The sequence below is a fragment of the Stenotrophomonas sp. YJH_SMC_105-26 genome, assembly GCF_059368915.1.
In genome coordinates this window covers 297,269-313,995 of sequence record NZ_JCAFSD010000004.1, presented here as the reverse complement: position 1 = coordinate 313,995, position 16,727 = coordinate 297,269, and the positions used below count along the sequence as shown (strand labels likewise).

The window sequence follows — 16,727 nt, the reverse complement described above, 5'->3', positions numbered from 1 at the left end:
GGGATGGGGTCGGGTATGGGGTCGGGGATGGGGTCGGGGATGGGGTCGGGGATGGGGTCGGGGATGGGGTCGGGGATGGGGTCGGGGATGGGGTCAGATCCCTTTTGCGCCGCAAAAGGGATCTGACCCCAGCAGCAGAAGCCGGCCAGCGGCCGGCGCTACCGGATTACCGGGGCACCGATCGCGCGCAGGCAGAAGCTGCAGATCGCATCCACCAGCGCGTCTTCGTCGCGGTGCGCTTCGCGGCTGGGCGCGGTCGGACCGACCATCGCTTCGGTGAAGGCGCCAACCAGGCACGCGGCGGCCACATGCGCGTCCTGCGCCGGCAGCTCACCGGCGGCCACGCCTTCCTCCACCAGCCGCAGGAACACGTCGCCGAACGCGCGACGTCCGCGCATGCGCTCGGCCTCCACGTCCGGATCGACCGGTTCGACGATGAAGGCGTGCGCCAGCCCCGGCCCGGCCAGGGCGCGGCGGACGAAGGCGGTGATTGCCAGCCGCAGGCGCTCGCTGGCCACCTCCGGACCGCTGGCGATGCGCTCCATGATCGCGACCTCGTGGGCCACCGCGGCGTTGAGCACCTCCACGAACAGCTCGGCCTTGGACGGGAAGTGGCGATAGATCAGGCCGGTGGACACCCCCGCCTGGGTCGCCACGGCGGTCACCGGGGCGTTGCGCCAGCCGCCGGTGGCGACCAGCTCGCGGGTGGCCAGCAGGATCCGTTCACGGGCGCCCGCCAGGCGTTCTTCCATCAATGCAGAGCGTTTATAGGCCATGTTCTGATTCTAGTTTCAATTTTTGAATTCGTATTCACTTCTTATCCGAACCCCGCTACGCTGGGGCCATCGCCCGTGCGGGTGGCGGTCCTGCCGACCGCCGCCCGCTCCCCCGCCGGGTGCGTCCATTCCCTGCCATCCCGCCGTGGAGCCACCACAATGCACGTGCCATCCCTGAACTTCGATCTTGGCGAAGACATCGACCTGCTGCGCCAGAGCGTGGCCCATTTTGCCGCCGCCGAGGTCGCACCGCTGGCCGCCGAGGCTGATGCCAGCAACCAGTTCCCGCTGGCCCTGTGGCCGAAGCTGGGCGAACAGGGCCTGCTCGGCCTCACCGTGGAAGAAGAATACGGTGGTACCGGCATGGGCTACCTGGCCCACGTGGTGGCGATGGAAGAAATCTCGCGCGCCTCCGGCGGCATCGGCCTGTCCTATGGCGCGCACTCCAACCTGTGCGTGAACCAGCTGCGCAAGAACGGCAACGAAGAACAGAAGCAGCGCTTCCTGCCCGGCCTGTGCAACGGCAGCCTGGTCGGCGCGCTGGCGATGAGCGAACCGGGTGCCGGTTCGGATGTGGTGTCGATGAAGCTGCGCGCCGACAAGCGCGGCGACCGCTACGTGCTCAACGGCAACAAGATGTGGATCACCAACGGCCCGGATGCCGACGTGCTGGTGGTCTACGCCAAGACCGACATGGAGGCCGGTGCCAAGGGCATCACCGCGTTCCTGGTCGAGAAGGGCATGAAGGGCTTCTCCACCGCGCAGAAGCTGGACAAGCTCGGCATGCGCTCCTCGCCCACCTGCGAGCTGGTGTTCCAGGACTGCGAGATTCCCGAAGAGAACGTGCTGGGCCAGGTCGGCGGTGGCGTGCGCGTACTGATGTCCGGCCTGGACTACGAGCGCGTGGTGCTGTCCGGTGGCCCGCTGGGCCTGATGGCCGCGGCCATGGACGTGGTCATGCCCTATGTGCACGAGCGCCACCAGTTCGGCGAACCGATCGGCAGCTTCCAGCTGATCCAGGCCAAGATCGCCGACATGTACGTGGGCCTGGGTGCCTGCCGCGCGTATGTCTATGCCGTGGCGCGCGCCTGCGACCAGGGCCGCACCACCCGCCAGGACGCCGCCGGTGCGATCCTGTACGCCGCCGAGAAGGCCACCTGGCTGACCGGCCAGGCGATCCAGATCCTCGGCGGCAACGGCTACATCAACGAATACCCGACCGGCCGCTTGTGGCGCGACGCCAAGCTGTATGAAATCGGCGCCGGCACCTCGGAGATCCGCCGCATGCTGATCGGCCGCGAACTGTTCCAGCGCACCCTGTAAGGCCACCGCGATGACCGTCCTGAACAGCCAGCTGCAACCGGGCAGCGAAACGTTTGAAAGCAACCGCGCGGCCATGCAGGCCGTAGTCGACGACCTGCACGCCACCCTCGCGCGCACCGCGCTGGGTGGCAACGAGGCGGCACGCTCCAAGCACACCGCGCGCGGCAAGCTGCTGGTGCGCGACCGCATCGACGCCCTGCTCGACCCCGGCAGCGCCTTCCTGGAAATCGCGCCGTTGGCCGCGCACGGCATGTATGAAGACGCCGTGCCCGCCGCGGGCGTGGTGGCCGGCATCGGCCGGGTGAGCGGCGTGGAATGCGTGATCGTGGCCAACGACGCCACGGTCAAGGGCGGCACCTATTACCCGATGACGGTGAAGAAGCACCTGCGCGCGCAGGAGATCGCCGAGCAGAACCACCTGCCGTGCATCTACCTGGTCGATTCCGGTGGCGCGTTCCTGCCGCTGCAGGACGAAGTCTTCCCCGACCGCGACCATTTCGGCCGCATCTTCTACAACCAGGCCAACCTGTCGGCGCAGGGCATTCCGCAGATCGCCTGCGTGATGGGCAGCTGCACCGCCGGTGGCGCCTATGTGCCGGCGATGAGCGACGAGACCGTGATCGTGCGCGAGCAGGGCACGATCTTCCTCGGCGGCCCGCCGCTGGTGAAGGCGGCCACCGGTGAAGTGGTCACGGCCGAGGAACTGGGTGGCGCCGACGTGCACACCCGCATCTCCGGCGTGGCCGACCACATGGCCGACAACGATCTGCAGGCACTGGCACGGGTGCGCGCGATCATCGCCCAGCTCAACTGGCGCAAGCCGGAACCGGCGATGGCGGTGCGGGCCCCTGAAGCGCCATTGCTGCCGGCCCATGAGCTGTATGGCGTGATCCCGGCCGATACGCGCAAGCCCTACGACGTTCGCGAAGTGATCGCGCGGCTGGTGGATGGCTCGCGCTTCGACGAGTTCAAGCCGCGCTACGGCGCAACGCTGGTGACCGGTTTCGCCCATCTGAACGGCTACCCGATCGGCATCATCGCCAACAACGGGATCCTGTTCTCCGAGTCGGCCCTGAAGGGCGCGCACTTCATCGAGCTGTGCACCCAGCGCAACATCCCGCTGGTGTTCCTGCAGAACATCACCGGCTTCATGGTCGGCCGCAAGTACGAACAGGGCGGCATCGCCAAGGACGGCGCCAAGCTGGTGATGGCGGTGGCCTGTGCCAGGGTGCCCAAGTTCACCGTGGTGATCGGCGGCTCGTTCGGTGCCGGCAACTACGGCATGTGCGGCCGTGCGTACTCGCCGAACTTCCTGTGGATGTGGCCGAACGCGCGCATCGGCGTGATGGGCGGCGAGCAGGCCGCCAGTGTGCTGGCCACGGTCAAGCGCGATGGCATTGAAGCCAAGGGCGGCCAGTGGCCGGCGGCGGAAGAGGATGCCTTCAAGGCACCGATCCGCGACCAGTTCGAACAGCAGGGCCACCCGTACTACGCCAGCGCGCGCCTGTGGGACGACGGCGTGATCGATCCGGCCGACACCCGCCAGGTGCTGGCGCTGGCGCTGTCGGCCAGCCTCAACGCCGCCCCGCAGCAGACGCGCTTCGGCGTGTTCCGCATGTGACCCGTGCCATGACCGAGCACGCTCCTATGAAGCACGTTGCCATGTTCAGCAAAGTCCTGATCGCCAACCGCGGCGAAATCGCCTGCCGCGTCATCGCCACCTGCCGCCGCCTCGGCATCGCCACCGTGGCGGTGTATTCCGATGCCGACCGCAACGCACGCCACGTGCGCCTGGCCGATGAAGCCGTCCACATCGGCCCGGCCGCCGCACGCGAGAGCTACCTGCGCAGCGATGCCCTGCTTGATGCCGCGCGCGCTACCGGTGCACAGGCCATCCACCCCGGTTACGGCTTCCTGTCCGAGAATGCCGACTTCGCCGATGCCTGCGCCGCCGCCGGCATCACCTTCATCGGGCCACCGCCCAGCGCGATCCGAGCGATGGGTGACAAGAGCGCGGCCAAGGCGCTGATGGCCAAGGCCGGTGTGCCGCTGACGCCGGGTTACCACGGTGACCAGCAGGCGCCGGACTTCCTGCGCGCGCAGGCCGATGGCATCGGCTACCCGGTGCTGATCAAGGCCAGCGCCGGTGGCGGTGGCAAGGGCATGCGCAAGGTCGAACGCAGCGAGGACTTCGTCGATGCGCTGGCCAGCTGCCAGCGCGAGGCGGCCTCGGCGTTCGGCAACGACCACGTGCTGGTCGAGAAGTACGTCGAGCGCCCGCGCCATATCGAGATCCAGGTGTTCGGCGACAGCCACGGTGAGGCGGTCTACCTGTTCGAGCGCGACTGCTCGGTGCAGCGCCGCCACCAGAAGGTGCTGGAAGAAGCACCCGCGCCGGGCATGAGCCCCGAACGTCGTGCTGCAATGGGCAAGGCCGCGGTCGATGCCGCACGCGCAGTGGGCTATGAGGGTGCGGGCACGGTGGAATTCATCGCCGGCCCGGACGGCGATTTCTACTTCATGGAAATGAACACCCGCCTGCAGGTCGAGCACCCGGTCACCGAATACATCACCGGCACCGACCTGGTGGAGTGGCAGCTGCGCGTGGCTTCGGGCCAACCGCTGCCGCTGCGCCAGGACCAGCTGGCCATCCATGGCCACGCGATCGAAGCGCGGCTGTACGCCGAGGATGCCGACCGTGGCTTCCTGCCCTCCACCGGCACCCTGCGCCGCCTGCGCCTGCCGGCAGCGTCGGCCAACGTGCGCGTCGATACCGGCGTGGAGGAAGGCGACAGCATCACCCCGTACTACGATCCGATGATCGCCAAGCTGATCGTCTGGGACGTGGACCGCGACGCCGCGCTGCGCCGCATGAGCCAGGCCCTGGCCGACTGCCAGGTGGTGGGCGTGACCACCAACGCCGGCTTCCTGCGCCGCCTGGTGAATACCGATTCGTTCGCGCACGCCAGGCTGGATACGGCGCTGATCGAACGCGAACAGGCGGCATTGAGTGCCCTGGGCGACGCGGGTGCGGACCTGTGGCTGCTGGCCGCCGTGGCCGCGGTGGCAAGCACGGTGCCCGCCAGCACCGACGTGCGCGATCCGCATTCGCCGTGGCGGTCACAGGATGGCTGGCGCCTCGGCGCGTCCGCGCCGCGCGTAGTGCCGCTGCAGCAGGGCGAACGCAAGCACACGCTGAAGGTGTGGGCGCAGGCCGATGGCTGGCGCGTGCAGTGCGATGACGCTGCACCGGTGCGGATGATCGGCACGGCCGATGTGCACGGCCTGACGGTGCAGCTGGGCGAGCGCCGCGGGTCGCTGCAGCTGCTGCGCGACGGTAACCAGCTGTACCTGTTCGGCGCCGACGGCCAGCACCGCTTCACCCTGCATGATCCAGTGGGTGAATCGGACCACGCCGTGGCCGACGCCGGCAGCCTGCTGGCACCCATGCCGGGCAGGATCGTGGCCACGCTGGTCGCGGCCGGTACCGAGGTCAAGCGCGGCACGCCGCTGGTGGTGCTGGAAGCGATGAAGATGGAGCACACCCTGCAGGCACCGGCCGATGGCACGGTGAAGGGTTACCGTGCCAAGGCCGGCGACCAGGTCGGCGACGGCGCGGTGCTGGTGGACTTCGAGGCGACCTGATCGCCGGGGCGACGGCCGCTCAGCGGTCGTCGCCCGTCGCCACCCGCCCGGCCGGATCGAATTCGGCCGTGTCCAGCGTGGCACTGCGCCAGCCCAGGCCACAGATGGCCATCGCGCTCTGGCCGATGCCATCGAACCCAAAAGCACGATCGACATCGGCATCGTTGATCGCCGCTGTCACGAATGCTGCCAGCCCGCGCTCGGTGGCGCACAGGTACAGCAACTGCGAAATGTGGCCCACGTCCAGCGTCACCGCACGGTGCGCCTTGGCATGGTTGCGATACTTCCAGAAGCAGCGGTCATAACGCGGTGCCAGTACCAGCAGCGCTGGCGCATCGGCGAACCACGCCTGCCCGGACAGCATCCGCCGCGCCATCGCAGGCAACGCCTGCGGCGGTGGCGAGGGTAGCGGCAGCACGGCGTGCTGCACCGGATGATAGTGGTACAAGCCCGGTGCCAGTCCTTCCACGTTCTGCACCAGCAGGAAGCCCTCGGTGGGATGCAGGCCGCCACCGGAAGGCACGTTCTTCTTCAGGAACTCGGTATCGCGCTCGACCTTCTGCACCGCGTGCGCCATCAGCGTACGCTGCAGCACCTGGGCCAGCAGCGGCAGCGGCAACGCGCGCTGCGGGTCGAAATTGCGGCAGGTGGTGCGACGCGCCAGCAGTGCATCGAACGCGTCCTCTTCGCTGCGCGGCAGCGGCTGGTAGTCGCCCTGCATCGGCTGCACCACCGGCGGTGGCGGCCCCAGGCGCTGGCGCAGGCCGGCCGCGGTGTCCAACCCCTGCCGGCGCATGTCCTCCACGCTGTCCACGGCCTGCCAGCGCGCATGGCGATGGGCCAGCGCAGCCAATGGCCACCACTGGCTGCGCCGCAGCGCCTCGTCGCGCATCTGGTGCCCCACCTCGCTCGGTGGGTCGGTCAACAGCAGGCCCTGTTCGACCAGGCGGGCCAGCATGGCCGGGCAGGCATCGGCGGGCGGTTCGCTCCAGCGGTGCGCGCTGAGCCCGCCCAGCAGCTGGCGCTCCTCGGCGTCCACCGGCAGTGGCTGGTCCAGGTGGGCGGCCAGCGCCACCCAGCTGATCTGGCTGTCCATCTCGGCGTGGCCGGCCAGCATCGCGCGCAGGTCCAGGGTGACCGCCTCGCGAGGCTCGAACATCAGGCTGGCGCAGCGGCGCAGGCGCATCGGTTTCCTTCCTTGTGCCGCACAGCCGGCATAGCAGCAACGACCGCAGCGCGGCCAACTTTAGCGACGTGCACAGCGCGGCCCTCAATGGCAGGCTGTCGCGGCCGATACGAGTAGCTCCACCTACGGACAATCCCCATGAGCCATCCCCGTCTTTCCGCCGCCGACGCCAGCACCCTGCTGGACCACCTGATCGGCAGCGAAGCGTTCCGCAGCCACTTCACCGCTTCGCCGGCCAAGGCCCTGGCCTCGATCGGGCTGGACGGTGCCGTTGGCGAAAACGACTGCATGAAGATCGGCACCCTGGCCTCGGTCGAGGAGCTGAGCCGCACCCGTGATTCGCTGCATGCGTACCTGAGTACCTCGACCGCCTCGATGACCGTGGTGTTCTGCTTCGAAGCCGACCGCATCGACGAGCGCGTCAACGCCTGAGTCCGCATCAGCGCGACACTCGCACCGACGTCGCCTCGGTGGCGATGTCGTGCACATTCAGGGGTTGCCAGACCTGCATGGACGCCACCTCGGCAATGGCCTGGCCGTGGTGCCGGGCCAGCCAGGCCTGCTCGCGACGCACGCCGGCAGTGTCCTGCTCGGCACGCAGTGCCTGCAGCAGCACAACGTGGGCCTGCACAGGTTCGCTGCCATCAAAGGTGGGCTCGAGCAGATGGCGTGCCGCCCGCGGACGCTGTTGCGCCAGTTCGGCCATCGCCAACACAACCCGACGCCACTTGCCCACCACAGGGCTGCGCTGCCGCTCCAGCAGTTCGCCATGGTCGCGCAGCCACTCTGCGGCCAGCGCATGCTGGCCCTGGCGCTGGGCCAGATAAGTCAGGGCCAGCAGCTGCAGGCTGCGGCTGCCCACGGCGGAGTCGTCGTTGTTCCGCAGCAGCGGCCGCAGCACGGCGGCAATGGATTCAAGCTCCTTCGCATCGCCGGCCGTGCACAGCGTGGTCACGGTGGCGTGCTGCAGGCGTTGATGGATCTGGTAGTCGATCAGATCCGGTGCTGGACCGTCCGCAGCAATCGCGGCATGCAAACTGCTGCAATCACGCTGCTCCGCAGCCACCAGCAGGTGGGCCCGCAGGCGCATGCGCTGTTGCAGGTCGTCTCCCCGCGGCAACCGCATCAACAGCTGCTGCGCCTGTGCATCCAGGCCCTGCGCAACCAGCACGTCCACATCCAGGTCGTCGGCCTCGTCATTGCCGCGCAGCATCCGTGCCTGGCGCAAGGTGCGCATTGCCTGCTGCGGCTGGCCGAGGCCCAGCTGTGCCCGCGCCAGATGGATGGTCGGATACAGCCGCAACGGGTCCTGAGGCACCGTCGCGGCGCGCGCATAGGGCTCGGCCTCGGTGAAGCGATTGTCCTGCAGCAACCCCCAGGAGGTATTGGACAGCCCAGCAAACGAATCCGGATAGATCTTGGCCAGTGCACGCCACTGTTCCAGCGGCCAGCCACCGGGTTCCAGTTCGGCCTGCCAGCCCTTCAGGTACAGGCGCTCACGCGCGGGCAGGCGCTGCTGCTGGGCCAGCGCGTGCTCCAGCGCGTCACGCGCGTCCGCGACCTGCGCGGTGCGCGCATGCAGCTTGGCCACGCCCATGTAGGCCAAGGCAAAACCGGGATCGATGTCGATCGCGGCCTGGTAGAGGTTGCGTGCTTCTTCGAAGCGACGCTGACCCAGTGCGCTCTCGGCCAGCGCGAACGCACGCAGTGCGCGCAGGTCCTGGGTCGAGGCGCGCGGCAGCGGCAGGGATTGCTCCAGGCTGGCCACCGACTCGCCCAGTCCGCGACGCAGGCGACCGACCACGTCGTCCACGGCGAACACCATCTGGTCGGATCGATCGGCGGTGGCGGTGAAGGTCTGGATCACCTGGCCACTGCCCGGTGCGGCAACATCGATGGCCAGCTCGTAGCCACCGATCTTCTGCCGCACGGTCGGCAGCAGCACCGCGCGCGCGCCCTCCCGCACCGCCACATCGACCGCGGTATCGCGGTTGAGCCGGGTATCGCCCGAGAGCCGCGCCATTTCCAGGCTTTCGCGGATCTTGCCTTCCGACAGCACGTTCACGTAGCGCGACTGTTCCAGCGCGATCCGGATCGCGTGCCGCATCGAGTCATCGAAGATCGGATCGCCGGTGAGGTTGTCGACATCGCCAAGCACCACCCAGTCACGTTCGGCGAAGGCAATGGCCGGCTCCGACCGCAGCAGCAGCCAGCCGCCCAGCACGGCCGCGGCAAGGATCAGGCCTTCGGCGGCCAGCACCAGCGGTTGCCGCCACAGCGGCAGGTCGCGGCGCGCCTTGGCGTTGGCGCGCGGCATGCGCAGCGGCGCCGAACCGATCTCGCCCACTTCGATCACTTCCTGCACCACCGGCACGCCCTTGAAGCGCCAGCGCCCGTGCGATTTCCACAGCAGGCGCGTGCCACGCTCGCCCAGTGCATCGGTGGCACGGCGGGTCAGCGATTCGGCCACCGCCGACAGCAGGATCTGGCCGGGGCGGGCCAGCATCATCAGGCGCGCCGCCATCGGCTTGGCCAGGCCTTCCACCTCCATCGACTTGGCACCGGCACGGACCGCCTCGGCACTGTTCTCCCAGGTCAGCACGTCGCCCACGTGCAGGCCGGCGCGCGCGCGCAGTTCAATCGCGCGCTGCTGGCCCAGCGCGTGCAGTTCGCGCTGGTAGTCCAGGGCGAAGCCCAGTGCGTCGACGGCGCGCTCGAACAGCATGAACAAGCCATCGGAGCGATCGATCAGCTGGCCGTTCCAGCGCTGCTGCAGCACCAGTACCAGGCGATCGTGTTCCTGGAACAGGCTTGCCGCCGCCACATCGCCGATCCGCTCGACCAGCTGCAGCGAATCACACAGATCGGTGAACAGCAGGGCGCGCAGCTGTGGGCTATGCGGGGCTGACGTTCCGTTGTCGCCATTCATCGCCTGCCTCTCCCTATTGGCCGTCCGGATCATCCGCCCAGCGCAGGCAGTTGCCGCCATCGCGCTTGGCCTGGTACAGCGCACGATCCGCGCAGGCATACCACTCGCTCCAGCCTGCCTCCGGCGCCAGCAGGCAGGCGCCGATGCTGACCAGGCTCACATGCGGCGTGCCATGGCTGCGCTCGAGCAGGCCATGCACCGCACTGATGATGAACTCGGCCGCGTGCTGCGCGATCTCGCGGTTGCCACGGCGCAGGATCAGGCAGAACTCATCGCCACCAAGCCGGCAGGCCAGGTCCTGCTCGCCGGCCATCGAGCGCAGGATGTTGCCCATGCTCTGCAGCACGCGGTCGCCGGCCTGGTGGCCGTGGCGGTCGTTGATCTGCTTGAAGCGGTCGCAATCGATCAGCAGCAGCGCCTGCGGCGGCCCCTCGGCCCGCTCGCGGCACTCCTGCAGGTACAGGGTGAGGCCTCGCCGGTTGTGCAGCCCGGTCAGTTCATCGGTACGCACCAGCTCACGGGTGTGGGTCAACTGATGGGTAGTGATGTACAGATTGTCCAGCGCGGTTTCCAGATCGTGGTTGCGCCGGCGCAGCTGTGCGATCAGTGCCTGTTCGTTGGCCAGCACGCGCATGATCGTGCGGCGCAGGAAATAGGCCACCAGGCCGGGATCGGATTCGACCAGCCGATGGAAATCGGCCGGGCCCAGCTCCAGCACATCGCAGTCGACCAGCGCGCGCGCACTGGCGCTGCGCAGGTGGTCGCCGACCAGCAGGCCCAGTTCTCCGAAGAACTCGTGCTGCCCGAGCGTCTTGATCACCAGGTCCTCGCCGAAGTCCAGTTCGATCTGGCCTTCGAGGATCACATACATGCGCTCGCCGCGGTGGCCACGCTGGAACAGCCACTGTCCGGCACGGAGCTTGCATGCGCGGGCGAATCTGGCGAACAATGCCACCTCGGCATCGGACAACAGAGCGTGCACGATCTCGGCCATCGCCACCCGGGCGATACCTGTCGTCACATCACTGTTCTCGGCCGCACCCCTGCCGGTCATTCCCTGCACCCGCCGCCAGCGTCCCCTGGTGAGCCGCGGAGCATAGCACCGCTTTAAAGTGTGCGCCCTATCTCATTTTGACCCTTCTGCCGATCTTGATTGATGTGAAGATCGGTGATGGCCCGTTCTGGTCACGGGTGTCCGGGCAAAACTCCTGCTGGATCAATCCGATGCCGGGTTTCACAGGGTTTCGGCCAAGTTGCCGGCACCGGGGTGCGCCTGATTGACGCTCCGCGCGTGCTGCGCCCTTGCATCGATACAACAACGCCGGCAGGTCCCCCGACCGGCCGGCGTTGTCTGGCCCTTCCCTGGCCACCCTGATCACCCGGAGCCCGGTAGTGCCGGCCGCTGGCCGGCAACTGCATGGGCTTCGGAAACATCGATGGGTTGCCGGCCAGCGGCCGGCACCACCGGATCACGCGGCGCGCCGCATCACGCCGCGCGTTCGCTGCGCCCGCCATGGAACTGTTCTTCCTCGGTCGAGCCGGTCAGCGCGGTGGTCGACGACTGGCCCTGCTGGATCGCCTGGGTCACCGCATCGAAGTAGCCGGTACCGACCTCGCGCTGGTGCTTGACCGCAGTGAAGCCGCGCTCGGCCGCTTCGAACTCGGCTTCCTGCAACTCGACGAACGCGCTCATCTGGCGGCGTGCGTAGCCGTGGGCCAGATTGAACATGCCGTAGTTCAACGCATGGAACCCGGCCAGGGTGATGAACTGGAACTTGTAGCCGTAGCTGCCCAGTTCGCGCTGGAACTTCGCAATGGTGGCGTCGTCCAGGTTCTTCTTCCAGTTGAAGCTGGGCGAGCAGTTGTAGGCCAGCAGCTTGCCCGGGAACTTCGCATGGATCGCCTCGGCGAACTTGCGTGCGAATTCCAGGTCCGGCTTGCCGGTCTCGCACCACACCAGGTCGGCGTAGGGCGCGTAGGCCAGGCCACGGCTGATCGCCTGGTCCAGGCCGTTGCGGGTCTTGTAGAAGCCTTCGACGGTGCGCTCGCCGGTGGTGAACGGCTTGTCGTTGCCGTCGATGTCGCTGGTCAGCAGATCAGCCGCTTCGGCATCGGTGCGCGCCACCAGCAGGGTCGGCACACCCAGCACATCGGCGGCCAGGCGCGCGGCATTGAGCTTCTCGATCGCCTCGCGGGTCGGCACCAGCACCTTGCCGCCCATGTGCCCGCACTTCTTCACCGACGCCAACTGGTCTTCGAAATGCACGCCGGCGGCACCGGCCTCGATCATCGCCTTCATCAGCTCGAACGCATTGAGCACGCCGCCGAAACCGGCCTCCGCATCGGCGACGATCGGCTGCAGGAAGTCGATGTCGTCCTTGCCTTCGGCGTGGTGCAGCTGGTCGGCGCGCAGCAGCGTGTTGTTGATGCGCTTGACCACTGCCGGCACCGAATCGGCCGGGTACAGCGACTGGTCCGGATACATCTGCCCGGCCAGGTTGGCGTCGGCCGCCACCTGCCAACCGGACAGGTAGATCGCCTTCAGGCCCGCCTTGACCTGCTGCATGGCCTGGTTGCCGGTCAATGCACCCAGCGCGTTGACGAACTCGCGCTCATGCAGCGATGCCCACAGCTTCTCCGCACCCAGGCGGGCCAGCGAATGCTCGATGTGGACGGTGCCGCGCAGGCGCACCACGTCGGCGGCACTGTAGTTGCGCTGGATGCCTTCCCAGCGCGGGTTGGTATCCCAGTCGTGCTGGATCTGTTCGGCAGTGGGCAGCTTGCTCATGTCTTTCTCCAGTTCGGTTCGTGCGTGCAGCGGGGAGGGAAACGGCGGGAAACGCGGGCGGCGATCAGTCGATGCGCGCGTAGGCCGGCAGGGTCAGGAAATCGGTCAGTTCGTCGCTGCGGCTCAGTTCGCCGAGCAGGGCGATGGCCTCGCCGATGCGTGCGCCACCGGGCAGCGTGGCGGTGTCACCCAGCCGTGCCGGCAGCTGTGCCAGCGTGGCATCCAGCAGTGCCAGGTCGATGGCGGTGCCATCGTCCAGCTGCTGGCCCGGCGTATGCAGCCACTGCCACAACTGGCTGCGGCTGATCTCGGCGGTGGCCGCGTCCTCCATCAGGTGGTGGATCGGCACGCAGCCGTTGCCATCCAGCCATGCCGCCAGGTAGCGCACGCAGACTTCCACGTTGCCTTCGAAGCCGGCGCGGGTGATGGTGCCGGGCGGCCGTGCGATCAGTTCGTCGCGGCCGACGCACACATCCTGGCGCAGCACGCTGTGCTGGTTCGCACCGGGCATGTGTTCGTCGAAGATCGCCATCGCCACCGGAATCAGCGCCGGATGCGCGACCCAGGTGCCGTCGTGGCCGGCGGTCACTTCGCGCAGCTTGTCAGCGCGCACGCGGGCCATCGCCTGTTCGTTGGCGGCGGCATCGTTGTTGATCGGAATCTGCGCGGCCATGCCACCCATCGCATGTGCACCACGGCGATGGCAGGTCTGGATCAGCAGTTCCGAATAGGCCTTCAGGAACGGCTGGGTCATGGTCACCTGGCCGCGCTCGGGCAGCACGCGGTCGGCGTGGCGCCGGAAGGTCTTCAGGTACGAGAAGATGTAGTCCCAGCGCCCACAGTTCAGGCCGACGATGCGGTCACGCAGCGCGTGCAGGATCTCATCCATCTCGAACACCGCCGGCAGCGTTTCGATCAGCACGGTCACCTTGATCTGGCCGTGCGGCAGGCCGAGCATGCCTTCGATGTGCGACAGCGCGGTTTCCCACAGCGCCGCCTCTTCCATGCTCTGCAGCTTGGGCAGGTAGAAGTACGGGCCGCGGTCCTTCGCCTGCAGGGTGCGGGCGTTGTGGAAGGCGAACACCGCCGCGTCGAACAGGCCGCCGGCGATGAACTGGCCATCGATGCGCACGTGCTTTTCGTCCAGGTGCCAGCCACGTGGCCGCACGATCAGCACCGCCTGCTCGTCATGCGGGCGCAGCGTGTAGTGCTTGCCATTGGGGGCGGTGTAGTCGAGATCGCCACGCACCGCGGCGGCCAGCGACTGCTGCCCGGCCAGCAGGTTGCGCCAGGTCGGCGAGGTCGAATCCTCGAAGTCGGCCATGAACACCTTGGCGCCGGAGTTCAGCGCGTTGATGACCATCTTCGGATCGGTCGGGCCGGTGATCTCGACGCGGCGGTCCTGCAGCGCGGCCGGCAGCGGCGCAACGCGCCAGTCGCCGCTACGGATCGCAGCGGTGTCCTCGCGGAAGTCCGGCAGGCCGCCCTGGTCGAAGAACGCCTGGCGCTCGCGGCGCGCCTGCAGCCGTGCCTGCCGGCCCGGTTCCACCGCACGGTGCAGCGACACCAGCAGGGCCAGCAGCGGCGCCGGCAGCACGGTGTCCTGGCCGGCCACGCGGGTCGCCAGGGCGATGCCGGGGGTAGCCTTGCTGGCAGGGGTGGGAACAGCGGAAGCGACGGCGGACATGGGGCGACTCCAGCGGTGGGGGAACGTCTCCACGGTGCCGCTGGGCCGGAGTATTTGGCAAAACAGTTTTTGCAATGTTCTACATAAGTTGTGCTAATACTCTTGACACGATGAGCACACGCACCCCGCCAAGTCCGCGTTTTTCCTACAAATCCGACCGGCTGAAGCCATTGCGTGCGTTCTGCCAGACGGTGCGCCTGGCCTCGGTCTCACGGGCGGCTGAGGCCCTTTTCGTCAGCCAGCCGGCCATCAGCCTGCAGTTGCAGGCCCTGGAACGGGAACTGGGGGTGCCGTTGTTCGAGCGCAGTGGGCGCCGCCTGGTACCCAGCCGCGAGGGCCAGCTGCTGTACGAGATGGCGCAGCCGCTGGTGGAGAACCTGGACGGGCTGGAGGCGCGCTTCCGCGACAAGGTGCGCGGCCTGGATGCGGGCGAGCTGAACATCGCCGCCAACAGCTCGACGATCCTGTACCTGCTGCCGAAGATCGTCGAGCGCTTCCGCCTGCACCACCCGGACGTGCGCCTGACCCTGCACAACGCGATCAGCGCCGATGGCAACGACCTGCTGCGCGAGGACGCCGCCGACCTGGCGATCGGTTCGATGACCGATGTACCGGCCGACCTGACCTACGCCCCGGCCTACCGCTTCGAGCAGGTACTGATCGCGCCGCACGACCATCCGCTGGCCAGTGGCGGCCAGCTGGAGCTGGCCGACATCGCGCGCTATCCGCTGGTGCTGCCGCCGAAGCGGCAGATCACCTACCGGCTGGTTGACCAGGTATTCCAGCGCCACCGCATCGCCTACACCGTGGCACTGGAAGTGGGCGGCTGGGAGGTGATCAAGCAGTACGTGGCGATGGGCATGGGCATTTCCATCGTGCCGGCGCTGTGCCTGAACGAGGCCGACCGCGAGCGGTTGGCGGCGCGGTCGATGAAGCGCTGGTTCCCCGAGCGCAGTTACGGGGTGATCGTGCGCCGGGGCAAGGCGCTGTCGGCGCAGGCGCGCGCGTTCATCGAGCTGATCCAGCCGGAGTTGTTCAGTCCGCGCGATTACGACCAGAGCGGGCATTCGGAGCGGTGAGGGTGTTCGGCAGGGCTGCGCCCTGCACCTGCTGAAGCCAAAGCAACAGCAAAAGCCTGCTATCCGTAGATGGCGGGGCGGTGTGGGTGGGCAGGACACGCCGTAAACCCCTCCTTGGGGGCTCGATGGCGCCATCCATGGCGCCAACGGTCCTGCCCACCCACACCGCCCCGCCTCTGACAGTTGGTCGCTGCTGTTGGTGGGTGTCGACCTTGGTCGACACGGTAGATCCACGCCATGCGTGGATGACGGGTGACCGGGGTCAGATCCGTTTTCCGCAGGAAAACGGATCTGACCCCATTTCCGGCTGGCGATGAATAGACTGCACCCATGTCCATCGAACTCCGCCACCTGCGTTACTTCCTCGCCGTTGCCGATACGCTGCACTTCGGCCAGGCGGCGGAGCGGCTGGGCATGTCGCAACCGCCGCTCAGCCAGCAGATCCGCCAGCTGGAAGACCTGATCGGGGCGCGCCTGTTCGTGCGCAGCCATCGTCGTGTGCAGCTGACGCCTGCGGGTGAGCTGCTGCAGGAGCGCGCGCGCGCCATCGTGCAGCAGGTGGAAACCGCGGTGGACGAGGTACAGCGCGCGCAGCGCGGCGAGCAGGGCGAACTGCGTATCGGCCTGACCCGGGCCACGCCGCTGTCGCCGCAGATTCCGCGTTCGATCCTGCGCTACCGCCAGCAGTACCCACAGGTGCGGCTGCAGCTGAGCGAGATGAACACGCTGCAGCAGATCGATGCGCTGCTCGACGGTTCACTGGACGTGGGCATCATCCGCAAGCGCGCATTGCCGCCGGAGCTGGTGGCGCACAGCCTGTTCGTCGATCCACTGGCGTTGATCGTGCATGCCGACCACCCTGCCCTGCGCAGGCTGTCGAAGCAGGGCACGTTGTCGCTACGCGACTTCGCGCAGGAGCCGTTCGTGGCATTTCGCCGCAGCGCGGGCGCGGGCATCCATGACCACATGATCGCGCTGTGCGCGGCCGCCGGGTTCACGCCGCGCATCGTGCAGGAAGCCGGTGAGGCATCGACATTGATCAGTCTTGCGGCTGCAGGCCTGGGTGCGGCGGTCCTGCCCTCGTCCTGCGATCACATCCGCGTGGAAGGCGCGCGCTTCGTGGCGCTGGCCGATGCCGGTGCGCATTCGGAGGTGCAGCTGGCATGGCACCGCGAGGGGGTGACGCCGCTGATCCGCAACTTCGCCGGGCTGTTGCGCGGGGCGTTCGCCGAAGGGTGAAGTGCCACCCACTTAGGTTTGGTAGACGCCAACCTTGGTTGGCTGCCGTGCCAGAGCGCCGACCAAGGTCGGCAT

General features: G+C 67.9%; 12 protein-coding genes. 6 read left to right on the top strand and 6 right to left on the bottom strand.

What is annotated here, in order from left to right; translation table 11 throughout:
- Positions 1–158 precede the first annotated feature (158 nt).
- Positions 159–776, bottom strand: a complete 618-nt coding sequence (locus AC5P7F_RS12995; protein ID WP_014645572.1) for a TetR/AcrR family transcriptional regulator — start codon at positions 774–776, stop codon at positions 159–161.
- 159 nt (positions 777–935) lie between these two features.
- Between AC5P7F_RS12995 and AC5P7F_RS12990 the strand changes: the two genes are divergently transcribed.
- The 3 genes from AC5P7F_RS12990 to AC5P7F_RS12980 are packed head-to-tail and all read left to right on the top strand — an operon-like array spanning position 936 to position 5,744.
- Complete coding sequence (locus AC5P7F_RS12990; RefSeq protein ID WP_014645571.1) at positions 936–2,099, top strand: isovaleryl-CoA dehydrogenase; 1,164 nt, start codon at positions 936–938, stop codon at positions 2,097–2,099.
- Positions 2,100–2,109: 10 nt separating this feature from the next.
- Entirely contained in the window at positions 2,110–3,720 is a 1,611-nt protein-coding gene (locus tag AC5P7F_RS12985) for a carboxyl transferase domain-containing protein (protein ID WP_495205417.1), read from the top strand.
- An 8-nt stretch (positions 3,721–3,728) separates the two neighbouring features.
- Positions 3,729–5,744 (top strand): acetyl-CoA carboxylase biotin carboxylase subunit, encoded by a 2,016-nt coding sequence (locus AC5P7F_RS12980; protein WP_414615743.1) that lies wholly within the window; start codon positions 3,729–3,731, stop codon positions 5,742–5,744.
- A 19-nt stretch (positions 5,745–5,763) separates the two neighbouring features.
- Here AC5P7F_RS12980 and AC5P7F_RS12975 read toward each other — a convergent pair whose 3' ends face one another.
- Entirely contained in the window at positions 5,764–6,930 is a 1,167-nt protein-coding gene (locus AC5P7F_RS12975; RefSeq protein WP_164077232.1) for a putative peptide maturation dehydrogenase, read from the bottom strand.
- A 138-nt stretch (positions 6,931–7,068) separates the two neighbouring features.
- Between AC5P7F_RS12975 and AC5P7F_RS12970 the strand changes: the two genes are divergently transcribed.
- The gene (locus tag AC5P7F_RS12970; protein WP_014645567.1) at positions 7,069–7,362 is read left to right on the top strand and encodes an NHLP-related RiPP peptide; all 294 of its coding nucleotides are present in this window, start codon (positions 7,069–7,071) and stop codon (positions 7,360–7,362) included.
- A 7-nt stretch (positions 7,363–7,369) separates the two neighbouring features.
- Here AC5P7F_RS12970 and AC5P7F_RS12965 read toward each other — a convergent pair whose 3' ends face one another.
- The 4 genes from AC5P7F_RS12965 to aceB form a co-directional block, all read right to left on the bottom strand.
- Entirely contained in the window at positions 7,370–9,859 is a 2,490-nt protein-coding gene (locus AC5P7F_RS12965) for a putative peptide modification system cyclase (protein WP_014645566.1), read from the bottom strand.
- Positions 9,860–9,872: 13 nt separating this feature from the next.
- Positions 9,873–10,913, bottom strand: a complete 1,041-nt coding sequence (locus AC5P7F_RS12960) for a GGDEF domain-containing protein (protein WP_041862962.1) — start codon at positions 10,911–10,913, stop codon at positions 9,873–9,875.
- A gap of 432 nt (positions 10,914–11,345) precedes the next feature.
- Positions 11,346–12,647, bottom strand: coding sequence for an isocitrate lyase (aceA, locus tag AC5P7F_RS12955; protein ID WP_019661879.1), 1,302 nt, complete (start codon positions 12,645–12,647; stop codon positions 11,346–11,348).
- A 64-nt stretch (positions 12,648–12,711) separates the two neighbouring features.
- Positions 12,712–14,334 (bottom strand): malate synthase A, encoded by a 1,623-nt coding sequence (gene aceB, locus AC5P7F_RS12950; protein ID WP_197621860.1) that lies wholly within the window; start codon positions 14,332–14,334, stop codon positions 12,712–12,714.
- A gap of 110 nt (positions 14,335–14,444) precedes the next feature.
- Here aceB and AC5P7F_RS12945 point away from each other — a divergent pair, with 110 nt between their 5' ends.
- Both AC5P7F_RS12945 and AC5P7F_RS12940 read left to right on the top strand, forming a co-directional pair.
- Positions 14,445–15,413 carry a LysR substrate-binding domain-containing protein gene (locus AC5P7F_RS12945; protein ID WP_164077230.1) on the top strand — a complete coding sequence of 323 codons (969 nt, stop codon included), beginning with the start codon at positions 14,445–14,447 and terminating at the stop codon, positions 15,411–15,413.
- Positions 15,414–15,743: 330 nt separating this feature from the next.
- Positions 15,744–16,652 (top strand): LysR substrate-binding domain-containing protein, encoded by a 909-nt coding sequence (locus AC5P7F_RS12940; protein ID WP_164077229.1) that lies wholly within the window; start codon positions 15,744–15,746, stop codon positions 16,650–16,652.
- The last annotated feature ends 75 nt before the right edge of the window (positions 16,653–16,727 follow it).